Here is a 21,365-nt window from a genome sequence, read left to right as displayed (position 1 = left end):
GCTCACCTCCCGCCCAACCCTCGGACACGCAGGTAGGCGCGGTCATCGAAGCTCACCTGACCAGGCAGCACCGCCTTGGTTCCGGCGAGTTCGGCCACGCACCACGGGTCCTTCTCCAGGAGCAGGGCAAGCGTCGACTCGGACTCGGCCAAGGTCTCGCCGATGACCGGATAACCGTCGCTGGCGATCACCAGCTCGTCAACGTCGTCAGGCACCGGATGCACAATCACCAACGACGGCGGAACCGGACGGCCGTCGATGGCGGCATACGCGTACGGTCCGGTGCTGTTGCGCAGGGCACCCTGCCGCCCGGTCAGCGCTCGCGCCGCGAGTTGTCCCGGATCCACCTCCACCGGCCGATCCATGCTGATCGTCCCGGCGGCTACCTCCGCGGCGAGAACCGCGGCGCGGAAGGACGCCGCGACCTGGTCGACCAGCTTGCGCGGCTGACCGACCGACGTGGGGAGCCCACGGTACGCGAATCCGACATCACCGACCTGCCAGATCTCTCGACGCGCTCGCGAGTAGACGGTTACCGCCGCGCTCGGCCGTTCCGCTGCGCTCAACGTCGAGTCGATGCGGGCCGCCAGCTCGGCGGTCATGGCCGCGACCGCGCTGTGCGAGTCGACGTCGCGCGGAAGCCGCCGCACGGCGTCCCGGCAAGCCGTCATGGCCCACCACCCGCCCGCCCCGTTTCCGTAACGCCTGCCGCTCACGTCCGTAGCGCCATCGATAACCGCGACGTGCTCGGCGGTCACGACGATCGCGTCCTCACACACGTCAGGATCCCCATGCTTGCCCAGCACGAGCTGTTCGACGATCTCCACAGATCCGATGCTCTCCCACAGTCCCCCGACTCAGGCTCAGGCCTGAGCGGTGACCAGGTAGAGGGTGAACCCGGCAAGAAACGGTCCGGAGGCGCTGAAGCCACCCCGCGGCATCCGTTTCGGCGACCACACCTGCCTCGACGGCCCGCGCCGAGTTGCCACCACAGACCGGCGTTGTTGATCAGGATGTCGAGTCGCTCGAAGCGCTCGTGCAGGTCGCTTGCCGCCTGCCGCACAGTCTGGAGGCTGGCGAGTTCGAGTGCGAGGACGCTGCCTCTGCCGGGTAACGCGCGTAGGGCGTCCGCACCGCGTGCCGCGTTGCGAGCGCCGATCACCGCGTGGGCTCCTTGTGCGCTCAGAGCTATCGCCGTTTCCAGGCCGATGCCGGCGGTAGCTCCGGTCCTGGATGCCGCCTACGAGACCTTGGCCGCCGAAGGCCTGAGCGTGCCCATCGACGAGATCGCCCGCCGCGCGGGCGTCGGCGCCGGCACCGTGTATCGACACTTTCCGACCAAGGAATCGCTCATCGAGGCCGTGGTGCTCGACCGCCTCCAGGCCCTGACCGACAAGGCCCGTTCCGGCATCGACTTCGCCGGGTTCTTCACCGTCATGGTGGAGGCCGGCCTCACCAACCGCGCCATCGCGGACGCTCTGGCCGGCGGCGGATACCAGATACCCGCGGACGCTGACGCCGCCCTCAACGCGGCCATCGCCGAACTCCTGAACGAGGCGCAGCAACGAGGCACCATCCGTCCGGACGTCACGCTCGACGACATTCAAGCCCTCGTGATCGGCTGCGTCGCGACGGCGCGGCACCGCGGCGCCACAGTCCTCGTCGAGATCGTCGTCGCCGGCCTACGCGCCTGACGCCCGGAGTACGGTGGCACCGTGCTTTCGGCCGTGAAGGGTCTGTCCCGGTACCACACCGAAGAGTCGCTGCGGACCTACCTGCTGGAGCGCTCGCATCGCACCGAGGACGGCTGCCTTGTCATCGAAGGTTACGGGCGGCGACGCGGGGTGCACCAGAAGGTCGCCGGTCGCGCGTGGGCGCACATCGCCGCGTACGTCGTCCTCGTCGGCGGGTATGACCCCGCTCTCGACGTCGACCAGACCTGCGGCGCCGCCGACTGTATCGAGCCGACACATCTGCGCCAGCTCAGCCGGGCCGAGGCCTGCCGCAGCCGAAACCAGCCGGCACAGTGCCGCAACGGTCACGACCGTGAACTCGACCCGGCGACCGCCCGCTACCGTCGAGTCTGTCGGATGTGCAACCAGGAGGCTCAGCGCCGGTGGCGTGAACGCGAGGCCGCCGAGGTAGCCCAGGCCCGCTCCGCGTACGGCCGCTCGTAGTCAGCCCGGCCACGTGGTCCGACGCCGGGACCGCCACTCACGGCTGCAATTCGGCGCTCGGGCACTTCCGAGACAGCGCGGAGGCGCTAGGCCGCACATTGGACTACCTGCAGTCGGGACCGCTACCCGTGCCGCCCCGGCTCACCAAGGGTACTACACCATCCTAAATCCTTACGCACAAGAACTGTCATTATGATGCGCGCACCTTTCGCCCCTTTTGTAGGGACGATTTATCGGATTACTGTTACCGGCAAACCATTAATGACCGCAATGGGGTCGATGACGTCGACCGGGGGGCGGTACGGGGGAGGTGTCGCTCCACGGTTGAGGTGGCGAGTTAGCTCGCCGTGTGGCGCGAACTCTCGACCATGGCGAGCAACGTCAGGCGGGGCGCGCTTCCCCACGAGATCCTTCTGGGGTCGTGACATCAGCTCAGGTCAGTAACGACCGGCCGGGAAGCGACAACACCTGCGGCCGCACGTCGACGCTGACCACGCCGCGGCAGGCCCACCCAGTGAGCGTCGTCAGGGACGGCGGAGGCGGAGGGCTACGAAGCTCGAACGCTCGGTCAGCCGCTCGTAGCGCTCCGGGTTTATCGCGCGAAGCGACTCGACCGCCCTCGGTTCGACGAGGAACCGGGCCCGGTCGGTCAGGTGATGCAGGACCAGCGCGCAGACGACCCCGTCGAACGACGCGTCGGCCGCGAATTCCAGCGGGGCCTCCAGGTCGTGCTGCTGGACTTCGGCGCCTCCCCCGACGTCGACCTCCGCTTCTTCGCCCGGACGGCGGGTTCGCGAGGATGAACGCCTCCTGCGACGCTGAGCGGGATCGTGCAATCCCGCGGTCAGGGCATGAGCCAGCGATCAAACCAGGCACGGGTACGGCGCAGGACGTCAAGTTGGTGGCGGCGTTCCCGGATCGAGTGGCCCTCCCTCGGGTACATCACGAACTCGTGCTCGACGTCGAAGTGGCGCAGCGCCCGGTGGAGGTACACGGCCTGTCCGAGGGGAACGTTGGTGTCCTCGGCGCCGTGCAGGATGAGCACCGGAGTACGGATGCGGCTGGCGAAGGAGATCGGGCTGACCGCGTCATGGGGGTGGGGGCCGATGCCGGACCAGCCGGTGCTGCCACCGAGCGCGGCTTCGAACTGGCCGTTGTCCCCCGTCGCGGCGAGCATTCCCCAGTCGACGATGCCGGCGCCGACCAGCGCGGCGCGGAAGCGGTCGGTCTGGCTGACGGCCCAGGCGGACAGGAAGCCACCGTGGCTCCAGCCGGCGATGCCCAGCCGGTCAGGGTCGGCGATGCCCTCGGCGATGAGCAGGTCGATGCCGGTCAGGATGTCGGTCCACTCCTGCTGTCCGACCCGGCCGGCGACGCTGGCGGCGAACTGGTGGCCATGGCCCTGACCACCACGCGGGTTGGGCAGCAACACGGCGTAGCCGGCGGCGGCCAGCCACTGCGCGCTGGGGAACCAGAACAGCTGGCAACGATCGGCGTAGCGATCGTACGGGCCTCCGTGCACGATCGTGACAAGCGGGAACGGGCCTTCCGACGCGGTTCTTTCGACCGGCAGTACGAGCAGGCCGTCCAGGTCGAGGCCGTCGGCGGCACGGTAGGCAAGCGGTCGTTGCGTGCCGAGTGCGATGCCGTTCAGTTCCGGGCGGGTGTCGGTGATTCGTCGCAGCGGCCCGGTTGGCGGTCCGACATGCACGTTCGGAGGTTGGTAGCGGGTGCCGGTCAGGGCGGCGATCTCGTCACCGGCGGGGGTGGTGGTGAGGGCGTCGAGGCGTCCGGGGTGATGCGACAGAATCGTGAGGTCGGTGGGGCCGAGCCGGGCCACTGTCGAGTTCAGGCCGTCGGCGAACACAACGAGCGGGGCACCGTCGGTCTCACCGAGGGTGGTGGGGCACATCGAGAGACCAGCGGTGCGGTTGCGCAGGACGCGGCTGTCCACGGCCAGGTCGAACACGGCGGTGCCGGCCTGCAGAACCGGTGGGGTGAGCGCGAGGTAGCAGAGGTGCCAGCCGTACTCCCCCGGCCACCAGGCCAGAGATCGTGCGTCGGCTCCGACCGGTCCGAGGTTCTCGGCGGTCCCGGTCGCCGGGTCGAACAGGTGCAGGTGGCCGGTGCGGGGGCCGTAGTCGCTGTCGGCGCTGGCTCCGGTCAGCACGGCGAGTGGCCCGCCGTCGGGGCGTTGCCGCAGTTCCAGGACGTGCCGGTCGGCGAACACGTCCGGGGTGGTGATCCGGCCGGTGCGCAGGTCGAGCAGGCGCAACCGGGCCCGCGGCTCGCCCTCGCCGACGACGATGGCGTCGTCGCGGTCCCGGGCGCGGCGCGCGTCGTGCTCGGTGGGTTCGTCCTCGGCGAGCAGCGCGACCAGGTCGGGGTCGACGAGCGGCAGATGGTCGATGACGCCGGCGCGCCAACTGGTCAACGTGGACGTCGTACCGTCGGCGAGGTTGAGCCTGTGCAGCTGCGGGGTGCCCCGCTCGGCGCGGTCGGACAGGAAGAACAGCGTCGCCGAGTCGGCCGACCAGCGTGGCCGGGACTCGGTTGCGGTGTCGGCAGTCGCCCGGCGCGACGCGGCGGCGTCTTCGGTGTCGACGAGCCAGAGTGCGGTGTCGAGGCGGTCACCGGTCCGGCTGATGGGGGCGAGGACGTAGCAGACAAGGCGCCCGTTCGGGGCGAGCGCCGGGGTCCGCGGTTCACGACCATCGACCACGAGCTCGGCGGTCAGACCACTCATGCGATCAGTCTGCCAGCACGACAGGGCACCGCTCGATCGGCCGGTTGCTGGACAGCGGCACGGCAAAGGCCGGCCTGGTTGGGCGCGGCATCCGTGCTCAACCAGGCCGGCTCCGAACTCGTGACCGCTGTCCCCTACTTCGGGCTCACACCGCTTGCACCACCGGCCGCCCGCGCTGCCAATCCGTCGGTGGCGGGCTCGCCGAACCAGCGGGAGAGATGGTCGTCCAGGTCCTGCTGGTTGTCGCCGATCCAGGCGACATGGCCGTCGGGGCGCAGCAGGACGCAGGGCGCGTCAAGCTCCGCGGTGGGATCGGCCAGGTAATCGACCCGGTCTGACCAGCCGCCGACGGTCAGGCGTTCGGTGCGGTCCAGCAGCAGGCCCCGGCCGCGGTGCAGCAGTCCGTAGAGGTTGCCCTGTTTCACCGCGAGGTCGCGCACGCGGCGGCCGACCAGGTCGGGGCCTGGGCCGAAGTCGTAGCGGATGCCGACCCCGGCGATCTTCTCGATCAGGTGGCGGTTCACCTCGTCGAAGTCCATCAGTTCGGTGAGCAGCCTGCGCACGGCGCGCGGGCCCGGTTCGGTGGAGAGCAACTCGGTCTGGGCGCGGGTGTTGTCCAGCACGTCCGCGGCGACCGGATGACGTTCGGCCTGGTACGTGTCCAGCAGAGTCTCCGGCGCCCAGCCGTGGACCTGTGCGGCCAGTTTCCAGCCGAGGTTGACCGCGTCCTGAATGCCCAGGTTGAGGCCCTGTCCCCCGATGGGCGGGTGGATGTGTGCGGCATCGCCGGCCAGGAGTACCCGACCGACGCGGTAACGCTCGGCCAACCGGGTGGCATCCCCGAAGCGGGACAACCAGCGCGGGGAGTGCACACCGAAATCGGTTCCCGCGATGGCGCGCAACTGTTGTTGGAAATCCTCGAGGGTGGGCGGCACCTCGCGGTCGCTGACTCCCGCGGCGGGGACCAGGACGCTGTAGACCCCGTTGCCGAAGGGCCGGAGCCAGAAGGGATGAATTGTTGCGCTGATCTCGGCGACCTTGGCGGCGATCTCCGCCTGTGGCGCGCGTACTTCCATCTCACCCATCAGCGTCTCGGTGCGCGCGGGCTCGCCGGGGAAGCCGACGCCGAGGAGTTTCCGCACCGTGCTGCGCCCGCCGTCACAGCCGACGAGGTACCGCGACCGCAGCCGTTCCCCGTCGGCCAGCTCGACTGTCACGCCCTCGTCGTCCTGCTCGATGCTGACGACCGCGCCGCCGCGCCGGACCTGCGCGCCCAGTTCGGTGGCGTGGTTTTCGAGCAGGTCGACGATGACCGGCTGCGGGATCCCCAACAGATAGGCGTACGCGGAATCCAGGCCCTTGGGCACGGGTTTGGCGATGGCGGCGAAGAAGCCGGCGGCCGGGCGCTGCCTTCCGTGCGGAAGGATGCGATCCAGCAGCCCGCGCATCGCCATCAGCTCAAGACTGCGAATGTGCAGACCGACGATGCGCACGAACGACGCGGGCGCTGTTTCCCTTTCGAGAACGAGTACCCGCACGTCGTGCAGCCGCAGTTCGGCGGCCAGCATGGCACCGGTCGGCCCGCACCCGGCAATGATCACATCGAAGATGAGGGGCCCGCGACCGGCGCGGTCGGTCGACGGCTGCTCGGCGGTGGATTGCAGAGAACGCATAGGTGTTGCCCTTCGAGAGTGCCTTGTTGGCGAGGCGCTCCCGGCGACACCTACGTCAGTCGCGCGGCCATGACGGGAAGGGGAGCACCCACGTCGATACAGCGTTCATGGGTCTCACCTCCTCGGGCGGTGTCACGGTCAGCTGCAAGCTACAAGCCGAGCACCATCTCGTCCAGTGCTTTTGCCGCCACGTGATCAGGGGTTCTCGTGCGGCGAGGTCAGCGATCGGTGGAGCCACTCCGTCATGAGCGCGCGTTCGGCGTCGGTGAGCCCCGGGAGGTCGGGCACCACAGTGGCGAACGTGACCGCCACGGCGCTCACCGTCGTGTCGGGTGTCGCCGGAGTGCTCACGAGGATGCTGCTGAGCACGGCGTCGAACATGGCGTCACCCAGGCCACTGTCGCGCTTCGCCGGGGGCGTCTCCAGCAGGGCGAGCACTGTTCCGTTGCCGGCAGCGTGGATCATCGTGAGTGCGCGCCGCTCGTCGACAGCCAACAGGCCGGCCGCGGCCAGCCGCCGTACGCGGGTGCGCAGCACCTCGATGCCGGCAGCCGTCGCCGGCGACAGCCCGGCGGTCCCCCGACCGGCGATGAGCGCGTACAGCTCGGGATTCGCCAGGCCGAACTCGAGGTGCGCCCGCCATCCGAACCGCAGGTCCGCTACCGGATCACCCTCGGCGGCGTGCACGGCGGCGGATTTGGCAGCGACGTAGGTGGCCATCACGTGCTCCGCGACGGCATCGATCAGGCCGTTCTTGTCACCGAAGAGGCGGTAGATGGTGGGCGCCTGCACGCCGGCCGCCTGGGCGACGGCCCGGGTCGTCACCGCGTTCGCGCCCTGCTCGCGCAGCAGCTGACTGGCTGCCGCGACGATGCCGAGCCGCACCTCGTCCCGGGATGCCGTGTCCTGCGCCGCAGTCATGAATCAATGCTAACAGCATCTTGTTATCTCTCTGCTATCGCTGCTAACGTCTCACCCATATCGACGATAACAAGGAGACGTCATCATGTTCGTCATCACCGGCGCCACCGGTCAACTCGGCTCGCAGATCGTCGATCGGTTACTCGAGCGGGTGCCCGCCGAAACCGTCGGCGTCAGCGTGCGCGACGTGACAAAGGCCGCGGATCTCGCCGCACGCGGCGTACGGGTCCGCGCCGGCGACTTCACCGACCCGACCACGCTGCGACACGCCTTCGAGGGTGCCGAGAAGGTCCTCGTCGTGTCCGCCGCCATTCGCGGCAGCGGCGCGGTCGTCGCGAACCGCGCCGCCATCGACGCCGCCCACGCCGCCGGGGCGAAGCGCGTGCTGTACACCAGCCACCAGGCGGCGTCCAAGGACTCGCTCTTCCCCGCCCAGCTCACGCATGCCGAGACCGAGGAGCATCTGGCCGGGCTGGGTGTCCCCTTCACCGCCCTGCGCAACGGCTTCTACGCGAGCACGCTCAGCTTCGCCGTCGGTGCGGCCCTGGAGACCGGTCAGCTCGTGGCACCGGCGGACGGTCCGGTCTCCTGGACCGCACACGCCGACCTTGCCGAGGCCGCGGCCATCGCCCTCGCCGAGGATGGCGCGCTCGACGGGGTCACGGCCCCGCTGACCGCGCCGGAGATGCTCGACCTGGAGGCGGTGGCCGGCGTCCTGAGCGCCATCACCGGCCGCACCATCCGGCGCGTCGTCGCCGAAGACGAGCAGTGGCGCGCCGATGCCATCGCTCGCGGCCTCCCCGCGGCAGCAGCCGACTTCACCCTCGGGCTGTACCGCGCGGCTCGCCGTGGCGAGTTCGCCGTCACCGACCCGACCCTGGAGACCCTCATCGGTCACCGTCCGACGTCCGTCCGTTCGGTGCTCACGGCCATCGCCGCCCAGGCCTGAGGGGGCCTCGTCCTCCGTACGGTTCGCTGGGCCGCCAGCCAGCGGCCGTACTCCCCCGACCGCGCGGTCGGTGTGCGTCGCGGCCAGGCCGCCGCTCAGCTCGCGCCGGCGGGCCGGACCGTTGACGGCGGCGTCCCGGCCGTGGCCAGCGCCTGGAAGCACGGACGAAGCAGCTCGATGATCTGGTCGGGCGAGGCGTCCGCGAGGCGGCCGAGCCGAAGCAGGTAACGCTCGATGATCACGCCGTGGACGATGGCGCTGAGCAGGCTGGCGCGCAGGTCGGCGTCCTCGGTGGGTATCGCGGCGGTGATCCGACTGAGCTCGGGCCCGGCGGCGGCCCTGTATCGCTTGGCGGCGTCGCTGTTGGTGAGCATGGAACGCAGCACCGCCAGTGAGGCGACCGGTTCGCCGTCCAGGCGGCTGGAGAGCGAGGCGAGCAGGACTTCGACGATCTCGTCACTGCCGCCGCCGGGCAGCTCCTCGGCGGACGGCTCGGCGGCGGGCAGTTCGGCGGCGCGGGAGAAGAGGTTGTCCTTGGTGCCGAAGTAGTGCATCACCAGGCCGGCGTCGACCCCGGCCACGGTGGCCACGGCACGGATCGTGGTGCGCTCATAGCCGAGTTCGGCGAACATCTGCCGGGCCGCCGCCAGGATGCTCTCTTCGGTCTGGCGGCGTTGCTGGGCTCGAGTCAACCGGGGGCTCGGTTCAGTCACCTGGTCATCCTACGGTCGTTGACCGGCCCGCCCGTTCGTTCTACGCTCGTTCAATCAACGCTTGTTCAACCAACGTCGGCCCCGGGAGGTCGCGATGACACCCTCGTCCCGCACTGTCGTCGAGAAGGTCCTGCGGGCCGGCCGCGAGGTCGACATCGAGACGTTCGTGGAGTTGATGGCGCCGGACGGATACCTCGAGTGGCCGTACCGCCCGCCAGGCGTGCCCGGCCGACTGCGGGGGCGTGCGGAGATTCGCCGCCATCTCACCGAGACGGCCGGCGCCTTCATCACGTTCGACGAATACCGCGACGTGGTGCTGCACGAGACCACCGACCCCGAGGTCGTCATCGTGGAGTACGAGGCGTACGGCAGCGTCGTCGCCACTGGCGGGCCGTTCGTGCAGACGGTGATCGCGGTCATCCGGGTCCGGAACGGCCAGATCGTGTCCTATCGCGACTACGTCAATCCCCTGCCACTTGTCGAGGCGCTGGCCAGCGTCACCGCCGCGCCGTCAGACTGACGTCTGGAGAGTTCCCGACGACCCGCGCCGAACAGGGGACATGGTCCGTGTACGCCGAGGTGGTTCTGGTCCGTCACGCCTTGTCCGTCCCACGAGCGGCGGACGGCCCGGACGAGTCCACACGTCCGCTCACCCCGAGCGGCCTCCAGCAGGCACGCGACCTGGTGGACGCGCTCGTCGGGCCGAGGCCGGTGGCGGTGTGGTCCAGCCCGTACGACCGCGCGGTCCAGACCGTCCGGCCCGCCGCCCAGGCGCTTGGCCTTCCGGTCCGCACCTGCGCGGGCCTGCGGGAGTGGGACGACGGGCTCCCGTTCACCACCGACTGGGAGCCCCACTACGAGCGGAGTTGGGCCGATCCGTCGTTCGCGCGGCCCGGTGGCGAGAGCCTGGACGAGGTCACCGCCCGTGCCGTTGCGGCGGTGCGGGCGCTGGCCACGGCGTACCCCGGTCGGGGTGTCGTCGCGGCCAGCCACAGCACCCTGATCGCCCGAGCGCTCGGCGGTCTCGGCGCTGCCGCGGACCAGGCCTTCGAGCGGCGTATGCCCATGCCGGCGGTCTATCGCCTCCGCTTCACCGACCCGAGCGCCAGGCCGACGATCCGCGGCCCCCACCTGACGGAATGAGGCACGGTGGCTGGTCAGGTGCCACGACTGCCACACGGTTATTTGACCCTCGACCGGGTCGAGGCCCGAGCATCGCCGACATGGACGACCAACCGACACCCGACCCGACCATGACGCGCATCATCGAGGCGGTGCAGCTCGGCCAGTCCGGTCGGCAGGCCCAGGCCCGCGAGCTGCTCAGCGCGTTGTGGGACGAGATCGGCCCCACCGGCGACCCCCTGCACCGCTGCACCCTCGCGCACTACCTGGCCGATCTCCAGGACACCACCGAGGCGGAGCTGAGCTGGGACGAGCGGGCCCTGGCCGCCGTGTCCGACCTGACCGACGAACGCGCCAAGCGGTACCTGTCCTCGCTCCAGGTTCAGGCGTTCCTGCCGTCGCTGTATCTCAACCTGGCCGACTGTCACCGGCGGCTGGGTAACACCGCCCTGGCCGCCGAGCACCTGTCCCGGGTCCGCGCATACCTCGGGCAACTGCCGGACGACCCGTACGGCGAGTCCATCCGCGCCGCCGTGCGCGACTTCAGGGTGGACGACCCGACCGACCTGCGGCGGTAGGGCAGGCCGACCGTTGCCCGCGGTGGGTCGGGCTGCCGAGCGCAGCCCGTCGACAGTTACGTGATCCGGGGCGGCAGATTCCTCGCCGTGGGCCCTTCCCACTGATACCCCCGGGGGGTATGGTCGGTGATGACCAAGGAGGACGCCATGACATACCCGAGGGGCCACCAGGCTCACCACGTGGCGACGGCCGCCCATGCCGGACACGCCCACCACGCCCCGGCGGGCGGGGGTGCGGGCGCGTCGTGGCGGATGGCGGCACAGGCGACGCTGCACTGCTTGACCGGCTGCGCGATCGGCGAGGTCCTCGGCATGGTCATCGGCACCGCGCTGGGCTGGCACGCCGGCCCGACCGTTGTGCTGTCGATCGCCCTGGCCTTCGTGTTCGGCTACGCGTTGACCATGCGGCCCTTGCTCGCCGCGGGCCTGGGGCTGCGGGCCGCGCTGTCGGTGGCATTGGCCGCGGACACCGTCTCCATCGCGGTGATGGAGGTCCTGGACAACACGATCATGGTGGTGGTTCCCGGGGCGATGGACGCCGGGCTGTCCAGCGTCCTGTTCTGGGCGGCGCTGGCGTTCTCCCTGGCCGTGGCGTTCGTGCTTACCGTGCCCGTCAACCGGTGGCTGATTTCGCGGGGCAAGGGCCACGCGGTCGTGCACCAGTACCACCACTGAGCTTCGACCGGACGAGCGGCCGGGCACCCCCAGGGGGTGCCCGGCCGCCGCCGTGTGCGGGTCTGCACCTTGGCGAGCAGGTCCTTCATCACCGTGATCTCGGCCTGCTGATCCGTGACGATCTTCGCGGCGAGTGCCTTGACCTGCGGGTTCGGGCATGGACTCGTGCCCGCTGCCGTGACCCACCGCCGGAGCGGACTGCCGCAGGTCCGTCACCGAAGCGTCCATCGTCGCCGGATGCCCGTGTTCGGGCCGAGCTGGGCTCGTCCGCGACCGGGGAGTCAGCGCAGCATCGCCCGGGTCATGCGACGGGTGGCGACGGACATCGCGATCGAGCCGAACGCGACGAGGTAGACCACCGGGATGAGCAGGTCCCAGCCGAGTCGGCCCAGGGCGGGTTCGCGAACCAGTTCGATGCTGTGGTAGAGCGGCAGCGCCTGGATCAGGGGCCGGACCGCCTCCGGATAGACCGACAGCGGATAGAACGTCGTCGCGAACAGGTACATCGGCAGCATGAAGAGCTGGATGTACTGGAAGTCGGGGAAGTCGCGCAGGTACGTCGTGACGGCCAATCCGCCCGCGGCGAACGCGTACGCGATAAGCACCGACGCGGGTAGGGCCAGCAGCACCCAGGCCGAGGTGACAAGCCCGCCGACCGCCATGAGGGTGAGGAATCCGATCGACGTCAGCAGCGCGTTGATCATCGCGCTGGTAACCTCGCCGACGGCGATGTCGGTGACGGACAGCGGTGTCGGCAGGATCGCCTGGTAGGTCTTCTCGATCCTCATCCGGGTGAAGACGCCGAAGCTGGTCTGGTTGAACGCGGTGTTCATCGCGGTCGTGGCCAGGATCGCCGGGGCCACGTAGCTGGCGTACGGGACGTCGACCCCGGGCACGGTGCCGACGAGCAGCCCGACGCCGACACCGATCGACAGCAGGTACAGGATCGGCTCGACGAGAGCGTTGAGCAGCGGCGTGACCGACCGACGGTAGATCATGAAGTTGCGTTCGATGAGCGCGAGAGCTCGGCGTGCCGTCCAGGCGGGTACGACGACGGTGCTCATGCTGTCTCCACTGGGCTCGGTGGGTGGGCCGTCACTGGTGCAACCGTCGGCGGTAGGTGATCCGGGCGACAAGGAAGCCGCCGAGGGCGAGCGTCAGCAGGTAGGCGATGTGGACGCAACTGCCGGTGATCGTCGCCGTGCCGAGGCTGAGGGTGCGGCACAGCTCCACCCCGTGCCACAGCGGCAGCACATAGGACACCGGGCGGATCCACTCCGGTAGCTGGGAGACGGCGAAGAACGTACCGGAGAACATGTACAGCGGCATGATGACGAAGCGGAACACCGTGTCGATGTGGCGCAGCTTGCGGACCCCGACCGCCCACGCGGCGGCCGGCGCCGCGAACGCCACCCCGGTCAGTGTCGCGCCGAGCAGGGCGCCGAGCGCCCACCACCCTCCGACCAACCCGAACGCGGCCATCACCACGACGAAGGCGCCGCTGGCGATGAGCACCCGGAAGGTGATGAAGAGCAGGTGCCCGGCGGCGAGTTGCTCCGGGTCGAGTGGCGTCGGGGTGGCGCTCCGGTAGGCCCCGAAACCCGCGGCCCGGGCGACTCCCCCGGCCCCCTCCAGGAACGCGTTCTGCATCGCCGCGGCGGCCAGCATGCCGGGGGCGAAGAACGCCGCGTAGGAGACGCCGGCGATCTGGGCTGGCGCGTTGTCGTCGACGAGGGCGCCCAGGCCGGCGCCGATACCGACGAGGAACAGCAACGGGTTCAGTACGTTGATCACGATCGAGCCACGCCAGGTGCGCCGGTAGCGCATGGCCCAGTATCCGAATGCGTGCAGCACCGTGGTCTCTCCTGCTACTCGATGAGCGATCGGCCGGTGAGCGTGAGGAACACGTCCTCCAACGTCGCGCGGCGGACCAGCGCGGTGAGCGGGGTGAGCGACATGGCGTGCACCGCGGCGAGGGCGGCCTCGCCGTCGGCGGTGTAGACGAGCACCCGGTCGGGAAGCGACTCGACGCGGCCGTCGGTGGCGTTGCCGCCGGTGACAAGTGCCGACGTCCGGAGCTTCTCCGCGACGGTGTCCCGCTCGTCGAGGCGGAACCGCAGTTCCAGGACCTCTCGGGTCGCGTACCTGGTGATCAGGTCCCGGGGGGAGCCCTGCGCGACGATCCGGCCGTGGTCGACCACGATGAGCCGGTCGCAGAGCTGTTCGGCCTCGTCCATGTAGTGCGTGGTGAGGATGAGCGTGACGCCCTCCTGCTTGAGCTGGAAGAGCCGGTCCCACAGGATGTGCCGGGCTTGCGGGTCGAGGCCGGTGGTGGGCTCGTCGAGGAGCAGGATGTCGGGTTCGTTGATCAGGGAACGGGCGATGGTGAGCCGTCGGCGCATACCGCCGGAGAGGGTCTCGACCTGGTCGCCGGCCTTCTCCTGCAGTTGGGCGAAGTCCAGCAGTCGGGTCGCGCGGTCCCGGATGACGGCCCGTGGCAGGCTGAAGTACCGCCCGTAGATGTGCAGGTTCTCCCGGACGGTCAGCTCGTTGTCCAGGTAGTCGTCCTGCGTCACGACGCCCAACCGGGCGCGGATCTCCGGCCCCTGTCGCATCGGGTCCATGCCGAGCACGCGCAGGCTGCCGCCGCTGATCGGCGAGGTCGCGGCGATCATTCGCATGGTGGTGGACTTGCCGGCGCCGTTGGGGCCGAGCAGCCCGAAGGACTCGCCCCGTCCGACCTCGAAGTCGATGCCGTCGACCGCGTGGAACTCCGCTGTGGACCCTCGTGGCGGATAGATCTTGGTCAGCTGTCTCGCGTGGACCAGGGGCTCTGCGATCACCACGGCAGCCTACGGAAATTCAACAGCAGTCTGCAAGATTTGAGCATGGGCTTGAAATTTTCGGTGCGGCGGCAGATTTCGCTTGCTCCGCCCGACCGGCGCTGCGAGAGTCGTCGGATGTCAACGGTGACCAGTGCGGACCTACTCCAGGCGGCCGACGAGATGACAGGGGTGTTGCACCCGCACCGCGAGCGCGACTGGTCAGTGCCCGCCGGCCCCCTGACGTGGAGCTGCTGGACCACCGCCGCGCACGTCGCGCACGACCTGCTCGCGTACGCCGGCCAGGTCACCGGCCGTCCGGAGGACGGGTACCTGCCGTACGACCTTCGGGTCTCCCCCGACGCGAGCCCGGCGCGGACCCTCACCGTGGTACGGGCCTGCGCCGGGTTGCTCGCCGCCGCCGTCGACGCCGCCGCACCGGACACGCGGGCCTGGCACTTCGGTCCCTGCGACCCGGCCGGCTTCGCCGCGATGGGGGTGGCCGAGACGCTGCTGCACACCCACGACATCACCGTCGGTCTCGGCGTGCCCTGGCAGCCGCCGCGGCGGTTGAGCGCGGCGGTGCTGCGGCGACTCTTCCCGGACGCCCCGGACGGCGCGGCGCCCGAGGTCCTGCTGTGGATGACCGGCCGCGGTGACCTGCCCGGCCGGGCGCGACGCACCTCGTGGCGGTGGCGCGCGGCGGTGGACTGAGCAGCGCTAGCCGGCGCTCAGCGAGTGCCGGTGACCGTCCAGCGGAAAGGGCGGCCGGGCCGGCAGCACCTCCTGGAACACGTAGCCGCTCTTCTGCGCCACCCGGCAGGACGCCACGTTGTCCACCTGGTGCAGCAGGTCGAGGCGCTCCAGCGCGGGGAACTCGTCGAACGCCCACCGGCTGAGCGCGGTGACCGCCCGCGGGGCGACGCCGCGGCCGCGCGCCCACGCCGCCGTCCAGTAGCCCACCTCGGGCGTCGGCCAATCCACGCTGACCTTCTTGAGCACCACGTTCGCCGCCAGCCGTGGCTCGTCCGCGTCGTCCTCGAGCACCGCGAAGCTGTACCGCCGACCGGCGTCCCAGTCCTGGCGCGTGCGCTCCAGCCACTGCCGGCCCTCGGCCGGGTCGGTCACCGGCACGCGGGTCCACCGGCGCAACACCGGGTCCCGGTACGCGTCCAGTAGGGCGGCCAGGTCGTCGTCCCGCCAGGGACGCAGGACGAGGCCCGGCGTCGAGGAGGTGCCGGGCACTCGTAGGTCGATCACCATCGGTACAGTCTGCCGGTGCCGGGCAGGGCCCACCCGGACGGGTCAGCGCGACCGGCGGCGCCACGGCAACCACCAGGCGCGCCGCGGCCGGTCCGGCGCGACGACGGTCACCCGGTCGGTCGCCGGCGACGCGAGGCGGGGCGCGGTGTGCTCGGCGCGCCAGCGGCGTACCACCTCGTCGACGTTCACCGGACGCACCGCGACGCGGGGCCCGTCGGGGTTGCGCAGCCACGCCACGATCTGCGCGTTCAACTGCCCCACGAAGTCGCGTACGGCCTGTTCGGTGGGCAGGTCGCGGACCTCGTCGGGGACCTGCTCGACGCGTCGGCGCAGTTGCAGCGGGGTGGGCAGCAGCAGGTCGCTGGGCAGCGCCTCCCGCTCCAGGAAGCTCTTGATCCACCACGACTCGTCGTACGGCGCGCCCCGGCCGGGGATCGGCTTGCCCATGCCGGGCAGGTCGTCGAACTCGCCGCGTTGCACGGCTCCCCGGATCTGCGCCTCCACCGTCGCTTCCCACGCCTCGGTCACTCTGCGGCACCTCCCCCGGCCACCGTAACGCGCCGCCGCGGCCCGGCGACACGCACTCGCACCAGGTCAGCGCGCCCACGCCGGTGGCCATTCCCGGCGGCCACCGGCCGAGGAGGTTCCGGCCCGGGTGACCGGATTCAGGGCCACGGCCTGCCAGGTGGCCCTGGGCCGGCGCGGTCACCTCGGCCTACGGTCGGTGCGGGAGCTGTCGAACGGGGGGAATCGTCATGGTGAGCACTGGGGCGCTGCTGGGCATCGCGCTTGTCGCGTTGGGGCTGGTGCTCACGCCCGGCCCGAACATGGTCTACCTGGTGTCCCGCTCGGTGGCGCAGGGCCGCCGAGCCGGGCTGATCTCGCTGCTCGGGGTGGCCGCCGGTTTCGGGGTGTACCTGGCCGCGGCGGTCGCCGGCCTGGCCACCGTCTTCGTGCTGGTGCCGACCCTGTACGCCGTGGTGAAGCTGGCCGGGGCCGGTTACCTGCTCTGGCTGGCCTGGCGGACGCTGCGTCCGGGCGGCCACTCGCCGTTCACACCCGCGCCGCTGCCGCCGGACGCGCCCCGGCGGCTGTTCACCATGGGTCTGGTCACCAACCTGCTGAACCCGAAGATCGCGATCCTCTACGTGTCGCTGCTGCCGCAGTTCATCGACCCGGCGCGGGGGCATCTGGCGGTGCAGAGTCTGGTGCTGGGCCTGACCCAGATCGCCGTCGCGCTGAGCGTGAACGGGCTGATCGTGCTCAGCGCCGGCACGTTGGCCGGGTTCTTCGCCCGCCGACCGGGCTGGCTGCGGGTGCAGCGGTGGGTGACCGGGACGGCCCTGGCCGCGCTGGCCGTCCGCATCGCCGCCGACCGGTCGCGCGCGGCGGTCGCCACGCCCTGACCGCGCAGCCTCACCGTTCCCGGTGGCGGCGGACCATCCCGGCGGCCAGCGGCGCGGCGTCCAGGTCACCGGCGGCGAGCCGGGCGGTGAGGGTACGACGGACCAGCCGGTCGGCCAGCGCGGGCGCGTGCCGGCCGACGGCCAACTCCAGCCGACCGCGCGTCGTGGTCGCCACGTCGCGGGGAGCCCGCCGGGCGGCGGCGGTACGCAGGATCGCCGCGACCACCCCCTCGACGGGCTCGGGACGGGACACCCCCCGCAGGGACAGGCCGGCCTCGGCGGTGCTGTGGTGGATGGGTGAGACGACCATGCTCGGGTAGACGACGCTCACCCCGACGTGCGTGCCCACCTCGTGGCGCAGCGCGTCGGCGTACGCGACAAGCGCCCGTTTGCTGACCCCGTACGCGGCGGCGAGCGGCAGCGGTAGCACCGCCATTCGACTGGCCACGAAGATGACCCGTCCGCGCGCGGTGAGCAGCGGTGGCAGCGCCGCGGCGGTGGTCCGCCAGGCGGCGAGCAGGTTGACCTCCAGTTGTCGGCGGACCACCTCGTCGGGTGGCAGCTCGGCGGGGGCGGGACCACCGACACCGGCGTTGTTGATCAGCAGGTCCAGCCCGCCGAGCCGGTCGACCGCGGCGCGCACCGCCGGTGCCGCGGCGTCCGGGTCGGTCAGGTCGCAGCCGAGCACCGGCGGGTCACCGTCGGGGCGCGCGTGCAGGTCGAGCCCCACCACCTGGGCGCCGGCGGCGGTGAACGCCGCGCCGAGATGCCGGCCGAAGGTTCCGCTCGCGCCGGTCAGCAGCACCCGGCGGCCGGCCAGCCGACCGGTCACCGCTCCGCCCCGGCCGAGGAGGCCCCGCTGGCGGCGCGGGCGCGGCGGGTTCCGGCGGCCAGCTCGCGGGCCAGTTCGGCAAGGTAGACGTCGAAGTCCACGCGCATCGCCGGACGGCGCTGGCCCCACCGGGCGGTGGCGGCCCGCAACTCGGCCCGGCACGCGGCCCGCTGCCGGTCCGGCTCCGGCAGCGCGTAGCGGCCGGCGAGGTGCGCGGCGATCACCCTGGCCTGCGCCTCCACCAGGGGGAACGCGGAACCGGTGGACTGCATCAGTCCCACGAAGCTCAGGCCCGGGGCGTCGGTGTGGAACACGTGCCGGTACAGCGGCAGGGTGTCGGCGCCACCGCCGAGCAGCGCCGGGTCGAGGAACGGGATCTCCACCCGGTAGCCGGTGCACCAGATGATCAGATCGACGCTGTCGCTGCGCCCGTCGGTGAACTCGACCCGGTCCCCGTCGAGGGCGGCGACGCCGGGTCGGGCCTCGACGTCGCCGTGGGTCAGCCGGGACAGCAGCCCGTCGGAGAGCGTCGGATGGTCCTGCAGGAAGCCGTGCGTCGGCGCGGGCAGCCCGTAGCGGGCGGGGCTGCCGACGGTGGCGCTCAGCGTCGCCTGGCTGATGCGTTGACGCAGCCGCCACGGCAACCGCCGGGCCAGCGCCCCGTTCAGGGTGTCCGAGGGGCGGCCCAGCAGGTACTTCGGCACCACCCAGACGCCCCGGCGCAGCGAGAGCAGGGTGCGGGCGGCGGCGTACGAGGCGTCCACCGCGATGTCCATCGCGGAGTTGCCGCCGCCGACGACAAGGACCCGCCGGCCGGCCAGCTGCTCCGGGCCGCGGTAGTCGTGGCTGTGCAGCTGCTCGGCGGTGCACCTGCCGGGGTACGGCGGGTCGGGCAGCCGGGGCACCCGGTTGTGCCCGTTCGCGACGACAACGGCGTCGACGGTGACAGTGACCGGCCCGTCCGGTCCGCTCGCGGTCACCGTCCAGGTGCCGCCGGGATCCTGGGTGACCCGCTCGACGGTGTGCCGCAGCCGGATGTCCTCGCCCAGCCCGAAACGGTCGGCGTAGTCGGCGAGGTAGCCGGCGACCCGGCGGTGGTCGGGGTAGTCGGGCCAGTCGGTCGGCATCGGGTGGTCGGCGAACTCGGTGCGCCCCCGGCTGGTGTTCAGGTGCAGCGTGCGGTACGCGGGCGAGTCGGGTGCCCCGTACACCCAGAGCCCGCCGACCTGCTCGGCGGCCTCGAAGCCGAGCACCGGCACCGCGGCGTCGCGCAGTGCCTTGACGGCGGCGAGTCCGGCCGCGCCGGCGCCGATCACCGCCACCTGAGGTGGTACGCCCATCGCCGCCCCCCACTTAATCCAACGTCTGATGGATAATCGTCGGGCGGCGGTGACGCGTCAAGTGCGCGACGACCCGTACAGGCCGTCGAGCAGACGGTGCACGAACGCCCGGAACTCGCGGCGCTCCCGAGCGCCCGGCGCGCCCGAGGCCAGCGCGACCACGTGTCCGTGGGTCGCCCACACCAGGCTGCGGACGGTGATGTGCGGGGTCGGCTCCACCAGCGCCCCGGTCGCCGCGGCGGCGGTGAGCAGCTCCGCGACCAGCCGGTACAACGGCTCGGCGTAGCGCGCGTCGAGGTCGGCGTGCCGCTGCGGTTCGAGCCAGCGACGCAGCCACAGGGCGGTGGTCTCCGGGCGGTCCTCTAGGAAGTCGACGAAGACGTCGACCAGCTCGTGCAGGGCGCGCCGGGCCGCGTCCGGGCCCGCGTCGAGCGCCGTGCGGGCCTGCGCGGCGGCCTGGGTGAGCACCTCCTGCTCGGCGGCGAAGACCCGGGCGAAGCAGGCGTCGTAGAGCGCCGCCTTCGTACCCGTGTGGTGCGCGACAGTGGCGACGTCGACCCCGGCGGCGGCGGCGACCTCCCGCAGCCCGACCGCGTCGAAACCACGCTCGGCGAACAGCGCGGTCGCCGCGGTGAGCACCACCTCGCGGGTGGGCCGGGTCTCGTCGCGGCGGGGCCGACCCGGCCGGCGTCGGGGCATGGTCATGGCCGCCATTCTGCCCCTAGAATCCAGCAACCGTTGGATTACCGAGGGGATGCGGCGATGACCGGGCTCGACCGGCGGCCCGCGGCCGCCACCCACGCGACGCTGGCCCGGGGCCCCCTGGCGGGCTTCGCGACCGGTTCGCTCGGCATGGGTGTCTGGGTGACGGTGCCCGGCCTGCTGCTGCTGTACTTCCTCACCGACGTGCTGGCGGTCGGGCCGTGGCTGGCCGGCCTCGCGCTGCTGCTGCCGAAGATCGCCGACGTGCTGCTGCACCCCTGGGTGGGGCACCGCGCCGACGTCGAGCAGACCCGTCGGGGCGACCGGCGTCGCCTGCTGCTGCTCGGCTGCGCCCTGCCGATCGCGTTCGCGGCGCTCTTCGCGGTGCCCGGCGGGTTGACCGGCGTGCCGGCGGCCGCGTGGGTGGCGGTGTTCTTCGTCGCCGGCAACCTGCTCTTCGCCGCCTACCAGGTCCCCTACCTGGCCACCCCGGCCGACCTGCGGATCGGTTATGACGAACGCACCCGGCTGATGGCGTTCCGGATGGTCGTGCTGACCCTGGGCATTCTGCTCTCCGGGTTGCTGGCCCCGCTGCTCACCGGCGGCGACGCCGCGACCCGGGGCGGCTACCAGCGGATGGGCGTGCTCCTCGCCGTCGGGATGCTGGCCGCCATGCTTGTCGGTGTCGCCGGCATCGCCCGGCTGCGCGGCGGCGCGGCGGACCCCACCCCGGCGGGGCACGGCGGGTGGCGGGCCCTGCGCACCGCGCTGCGCGACAGGCAGTTCCGCTGGCTGGTGACCGCGTACCTGGCCATGTCCACCGCCACCCACCTGGTGCTCGCCGGGGTGCCCTACTACGCCGAGTACGAGCTGCGCGCGCCCGGTCTGACCACGGTGCTGGTGGCCGCGTTCGTGGCCCCGGCGCTGCTGGTGACCCCGGCCTGGCTGGTGGTGGCCCGCCGCGTCGGTAAGCAGCGGGCGTTGCTCGGCGCGCAGGGCGCGTTCGCGGTCGGCGCGCTGGTGCTCGCGGTGGGTCGCCCGGCCGGCCTGCCGGTGCTCATCGGCGCGGTGGCGGTGCTCGGGGTGGCGTTCGCCGGTATGCAACTGCTGCCCTTCTCGATGCTGCCCGACGTGATCCGCGCCGCCGCCACCGGGCGCGCGGCGACCGGCGCCGGCACCTACACCGGGGTGTGGACGGCCACCGAGGCCACCGGCGCGGCGCTGGGCCCGTACGCGTACGCGCTGTGCCTGGCCGTTGGTGGTTTCGTGGCCTCCACGGCCGGTGCGTCACCGGCGCAGCCCGACGCGGCGCTGGCGGCGGTCCGCTACGGCTTCGGGGTGCTGCCGGCGGTGGCGATGCTCGCGGCGCTGCTGCTGCAACGCCGCTACACCCTGGACGCGAGCGCCCGCACCGCGAACTGACCCCCGGCGCGGTGCGCCGGTCGC

The 21,365-nt window shown here is 71.6% G+C and carries 25 protein-coding genes; 10 read left to right on the top strand and 15 right to left on the bottom strand.

Annotation, left to right across the window (positions count from 1 at the left end):
* Positions 1-2: 2 nt before the first annotated feature.
* Together ACQPWW_RS17290 and ACQPWW_RS17285 are read right to left on the bottom strand one after the other, a co-directional pair.
* The gene (locus tag ACQPWW_RS17290; RefSeq protein WP_433133966.1) at positions 3-827 is read right to left on the bottom strand and encodes a hypothetical protein; all 825 of its coding nucleotides are present in this window, start codon (positions 825-827) and stop codon (positions 3-5) included.
* The gene (locus ACQPWW_RS17285; RefSeq protein ID WP_433134397.1) at positions 755-1,186 is read right to left on the bottom strand and encodes an SDR family NAD(P)-dependent oxidoreductase; all 432 of its coding nucleotides are present in this window, start codon (positions 1,184-1,186) and stop codon (positions 755-757) included. The genes ACQPWW_RS17290 and ACQPWW_RS17285 overlap by 73 nt, the downstream gene beginning before the upstream one ends.
* On the opposite strand from ACQPWW_RS17285, the gene ACQPWW_RS17280 reads away from it, so the two are divergent.
* Positions 1,146-1,694, top strand: a complete 549-nt coding sequence (locus tag ACQPWW_RS17280; RefSeq protein ID WP_433133964.1) for a TetR/AcrR family transcriptional regulator — start codon at positions 1,146-1,148, stop codon at positions 1,692-1,694. The two genes, ACQPWW_RS17285 and ACQPWW_RS17280, sit on opposite strands and share 41 nt — an antisense overlap.
* A gap of 21 nt (positions 1,695-1,715) precedes the next feature.
* Positions 1,716-2,177: an HNH endonuclease gene (locus tag ACQPWW_RS17275; protein ID WP_433133961.1), complete on the top strand. Its 462-nt coding sequence runs from the start codon at positions 1,716-1,718 to the stop codon at positions 2,175-2,177.
* Between the two features lie 524 nt (positions 2,178-2,701).
* On the opposite strand, the gene ACQPWW_RS17270 is transcribed toward ACQPWW_RS17275, so the two are convergent.
* From ACQPWW_RS17270 to ACQPWW_RS17255, 4 genes are all read right to left on the bottom strand, one after another.
* Entirely contained in the window at positions 2,702-3,013 is a 312-nt protein-coding gene (locus ACQPWW_RS17270) for a methyltransferase domain-containing protein (protein ID WP_433133958.1), read from the bottom strand.
* Between the two features lie 8 nt (positions 3,014-3,021).
* On the bottom strand, positions 3,022-4,923 hold the full coding sequence (locus ACQPWW_RS17265; protein WP_433133956.1) for a S9 family peptidase: 1,902 nt from the start codon (positions 4,921-4,923) through the stop codon (positions 3,022-3,024).
* Positions 4,924-5,057: 134 nt separating this feature from the next.
* Positions 5,058-6,533, bottom strand: coding sequence for a rifampin monooxygenase (gene rox / locus ACQPWW_RS17260; protein WP_433134395.1), 1,476 nt, complete (start codon positions 6,531-6,533; stop codon positions 5,058-5,060).
* A gap of 258 nt (positions 6,534-6,791) precedes the next feature.
* Complete coding sequence (locus tag ACQPWW_RS17255; RefSeq protein WP_433133953.1) at positions 6,792-7,517, bottom strand: TetR/AcrR family transcriptional regulator; 726 nt, start codon at positions 7,515-7,517, stop codon at positions 6,792-6,794.
* Between the two features lie 85 nt (positions 7,518-7,602).
* On the opposite strand from ACQPWW_RS17255, the gene ACQPWW_RS17250 reads away from it, so the two are divergent.
* Positions 7,603-8,466, top strand: coding sequence for an NmrA family NAD(P)-binding protein (locus ACQPWW_RS17250; protein WP_433133950.1), 864 nt, complete (start codon positions 7,603-7,605; stop codon positions 8,464-8,466).
* 95 nt (positions 8,467-8,561) lie between these two features.
* Here the strand turns inward: ACQPWW_RS17250 and ACQPWW_RS17245 are convergent, their stop codons facing one another.
* Positions 8,562-9,179: a TetR/AcrR family transcriptional regulator gene (locus ACQPWW_RS17245; RefSeq protein WP_433133948.1), complete on the bottom strand. Its 618-nt coding sequence runs from the start codon at positions 9,177-9,179 to the stop codon at positions 8,562-8,564.
* Between the two features lie 94 nt (positions 9,180-9,273).
* Here ACQPWW_RS17245 and ACQPWW_RS17240 point away from each other — a divergent pair, with 94 nt between their 5' ends.
* The 4 genes from ACQPWW_RS17240 (at position 9,274) to ACQPWW_RS17225 (ending at position 11,554) form a co-directional block, all read left to right on the top strand.
* Complete coding sequence (locus ACQPWW_RS17240) at positions 9,274-9,699, top strand: nuclear transport factor 2 family protein (RefSeq protein ID WP_433133946.1); 426 nt, start codon at positions 9,274-9,276, stop codon at positions 9,697-9,699.
* 80 nt (positions 9,700-9,779) lie between these two features.
* Positions 9,780-10,322, top strand: coding sequence for a histidine phosphatase family protein (locus ACQPWW_RS17235; RefSeq protein ID WP_433133944.1), 543 nt, complete (start codon positions 9,780-9,782; stop codon positions 10,320-10,322).
* A gap of 80 nt (positions 10,323-10,402) precedes the next feature.
* Entirely contained in the window at positions 10,403-10,879 is a 477-nt protein-coding gene (locus ACQPWW_RS17230; protein ID WP_433133942.1) for a hypothetical protein, read from the top strand.
* A 147-nt stretch (positions 10,880-11,026) separates the two neighbouring features.
* On the top strand, positions 11,027-11,554 hold the full coding sequence (locus ACQPWW_RS17225) for a DUF4396 domain-containing protein (RefSeq protein ID WP_433133940.1): 528 nt from the start codon (positions 11,027-11,029) through the stop codon (positions 11,552-11,554).
* 281 nt (positions 11,555-11,835) lie between these two features.
* Here ACQPWW_RS17225 and ACQPWW_RS17220 read toward each other — a convergent pair whose 3' ends face one another.
* Genes ACQPWW_RS17220 through ACQPWW_RS17210 form a run of 3 tightly spaced genes read right to left on the bottom strand, consistent with a single transcriptional unit; the run spans position 11,836 to position 14,400 of the window.
* Positions 11,836-12,618, bottom strand: coding sequence for an ABC transporter permease (locus tag ACQPWW_RS17220; protein ID WP_433133938.1), 783 nt, complete (start codon positions 12,616-12,618; stop codon positions 11,836-11,838).
* 31 nt (positions 12,619-12,649) lie between these two features.
* On the bottom strand, positions 12,650-13,408 hold the full coding sequence (locus ACQPWW_RS17215; RefSeq protein WP_433133936.1) for an ABC transporter permease: 759 nt from the start codon (positions 13,406-13,408) through the stop codon (positions 12,650-12,652).
* Positions 13,409-13,422: 14 nt separating this feature from the next.
* Positions 13,423-14,400, bottom strand: coding sequence for an ABC transporter ATP-binding protein (locus ACQPWW_RS17210; RefSeq protein WP_433133933.1), 978 nt, complete (start codon positions 14,398-14,400; stop codon positions 13,423-13,425).
* A gap of 114 nt (positions 14,401-14,514) precedes the next feature.
* Here ACQPWW_RS17210 and ACQPWW_RS17205 point away from each other — a divergent pair, with 114 nt between their 5' ends.
* Positions 14,515-15,090: a maleylpyruvate isomerase N-terminal domain-containing protein gene (locus tag ACQPWW_RS17205; RefSeq protein WP_433133930.1), complete on the top strand. Its 576-nt coding sequence runs from the start codon at positions 14,515-14,517 to the stop codon at positions 15,088-15,090.
* Between the two features lie 6 nt (positions 15,091-15,096).
* Here the strand turns inward: ACQPWW_RS17205 and ACQPWW_RS17200 are convergent, their stop codons facing one another.
* The gene (locus tag ACQPWW_RS17200; RefSeq protein WP_433133927.1) at positions 15,097-15,639 is read right to left on the bottom strand and encodes a GNAT family N-acetyltransferase; all 543 of its coding nucleotides are present in this window, start codon (positions 15,637-15,639) and stop codon (positions 15,097-15,099) included.
* A 42-nt stretch (positions 15,640-15,681) separates the two neighbouring features.
* The gene (locus ACQPWW_RS17195) at positions 15,682-16,167 is read right to left on the bottom strand and encodes a DUF1992 domain-containing protein (protein WP_433133925.1); all 486 of its coding nucleotides are present in this window, start codon (positions 16,165-16,167) and stop codon (positions 15,682-15,684) included.
* A gap of 227 nt (positions 16,168-16,394) precedes the next feature.
* Between ACQPWW_RS17195 and ACQPWW_RS17190 the strand changes: the two genes are divergently transcribed.
* Positions 16,395-17,045 carry a LysE family translocator gene (locus tag ACQPWW_RS17190; protein WP_433133923.1) on the top strand — a complete coding sequence of 217 codons (651 nt, stop codon included), beginning with the start codon at positions 16,395-16,397 and terminating at the stop codon, positions 17,043-17,045.
* A gap of 10 nt (positions 17,046-17,055) precedes the next feature.
* On the opposite strand, the gene ACQPWW_RS17185 is transcribed toward ACQPWW_RS17190, so the two are convergent.
* From ACQPWW_RS17185 to ACQPWW_RS17175, 3 genes are read right to left on the bottom strand one after another with little or no spacing between them, the layout of a single operon-like run.
* Positions 17,056-17,877 (bottom strand): SDR family NAD(P)-dependent oxidoreductase, encoded by an 822-nt coding sequence (locus tag ACQPWW_RS17185; protein ID WP_433133921.1) that lies wholly within the window; start codon positions 17,875-17,877, stop codon positions 17,056-17,058.
* Positions 17,874-19,217 (bottom strand): flavin-containing monooxygenase, encoded by a 1,344-nt coding sequence (locus ACQPWW_RS17180; RefSeq protein ID WP_433133918.1) that lies wholly within the window; start codon positions 19,215-19,217, stop codon positions 17,874-17,876. The genes ACQPWW_RS17185 and ACQPWW_RS17180 overlap by 4 nt, the downstream gene beginning before the upstream one ends.
* Positions 19,218-19,274: 57 nt before the next feature.
* Positions 19,275-19,922 carry a TetR/AcrR family transcriptional regulator gene (locus ACQPWW_RS17175; RefSeq protein WP_433133916.1) on the bottom strand — a complete coding sequence of 216 codons (648 nt, stop codon included), beginning with the start codon at positions 19,920-19,922 and terminating at the stop codon, positions 19,275-19,277.
* A gap of 57 nt (positions 19,923-19,979) precedes the next feature.
* On the opposite strand from ACQPWW_RS17175, the gene ACQPWW_RS17170 reads away from it, so the two are divergent.
* Positions 19,980-21,341, top strand: coding sequence for an MFS transporter (locus ACQPWW_RS17170; protein ID WP_433133914.1), 1,362 nt, complete (start codon positions 19,980-19,982; stop codon positions 21,339-21,341).
* Positions 21,342-21,365: the final 24 nt, after the last annotated feature.

The sequence above is a fragment of the Micromonospora sp. CA-240977 genome (genome assembly GCF_050942285.1).
Lineage (GTDB): Bacteria > Actinomycetota > Actinomycetes > Mycobacteriales > Micromonosporaceae > Micromonospora.
The sequence above is the reverse complement of the archived record's forward strand: the minus strand, read 5'-3'. Positions and strand labels throughout refer to the sequence as shown.

Bases quoted from the DNA above. Each gene is read 5' to 3' on its own strand.
- ACQPWW_RS17265 (WP_433133956.1), bottom strand. From the start codon at position 4,923: ATGAGTGGTCTGACCGCCGAGCTCGTGGTCGATGGTCGTGAACCGCGG.
- ACQPWW_RS17255 (WP_433133953.1), bottom strand. From the start codon at position 7,517: ATGACTGCGGCGCAGGACACGGCATCCCGGGACGAGGTGCGGCTCGGC.
- ACQPWW_RS17250 (WP_433133950.1), top strand. From the start codon at position 7,603: ATGTTCGTCATCACCGGCGCCACCGGTCAACTCGGCTCGCAGATCGTC.
- ACQPWW_RS17240 (WP_433133946.1), top strand. From the start codon at position 9,274: ATGACACCCTCGTCCCGCACTGTCGTCGAGAAGGTCCTGCGGGCCGGC.
- ACQPWW_RS17230 (WP_433133942.1), top strand. From the start codon at position 10,403: ATGGACGACCAACCGACACCCGACCCGACCATGACGCGCATCATCGAG.
- ACQPWW_RS17225 (WP_433133940.1), top strand. From the start codon at position 11,027: ATGACATACCCGAGGGGCCACCAGGCTCACCACGTGGCGACGGCCGCC.
- ACQPWW_RS17220 (WP_433133938.1), bottom strand. From the start codon at position 12,618: ATGAGCACCGTCGTCGTACCCGCCTGGACGGCACGCCGAGCTCTCGCG.
- ACQPWW_RS17205 (WP_433133930.1), top strand. From the start codon at position 14,515: ATGTCAACGGTGACCAGTGCGGACCTACTCCAGGCGGCCGACGAGATG.
- ACQPWW_RS17200 (WP_433133927.1), bottom strand. From the start codon at position 15,639: ATGGTGATCGACCTACGAGTGCCCGGCACCTCCTCGACGCCGGGCCTC.
- ACQPWW_RS17190 (WP_433133923.1), top strand. From the start codon at position 16,395: ATGGTGAGCACTGGGGCGCTGCTGGGCATCGCGCTTGTCGCGTTGGGG.
- ACQPWW_RS17180 (WP_433133918.1), bottom strand. From the start codon at position 19,217: ATGGGCGTACCACCTCAGGTGGCGGTGATCGGCGCCGGCGCGGCCGGA.
- ACQPWW_RS17175 (WP_433133916.1), bottom strand. From the start codon at position 19,922: ATGACCATGCCCCGACGCCGGCCGGGTCGGCCCCGCCGCGACGAGACC.
- ACQPWW_RS17170 (WP_433133914.1), top strand. From the start codon at position 19,980: ATGACCGGGCTCGACCGGCGGCCCGCGGCCGCCACCCACGCGACGCTG.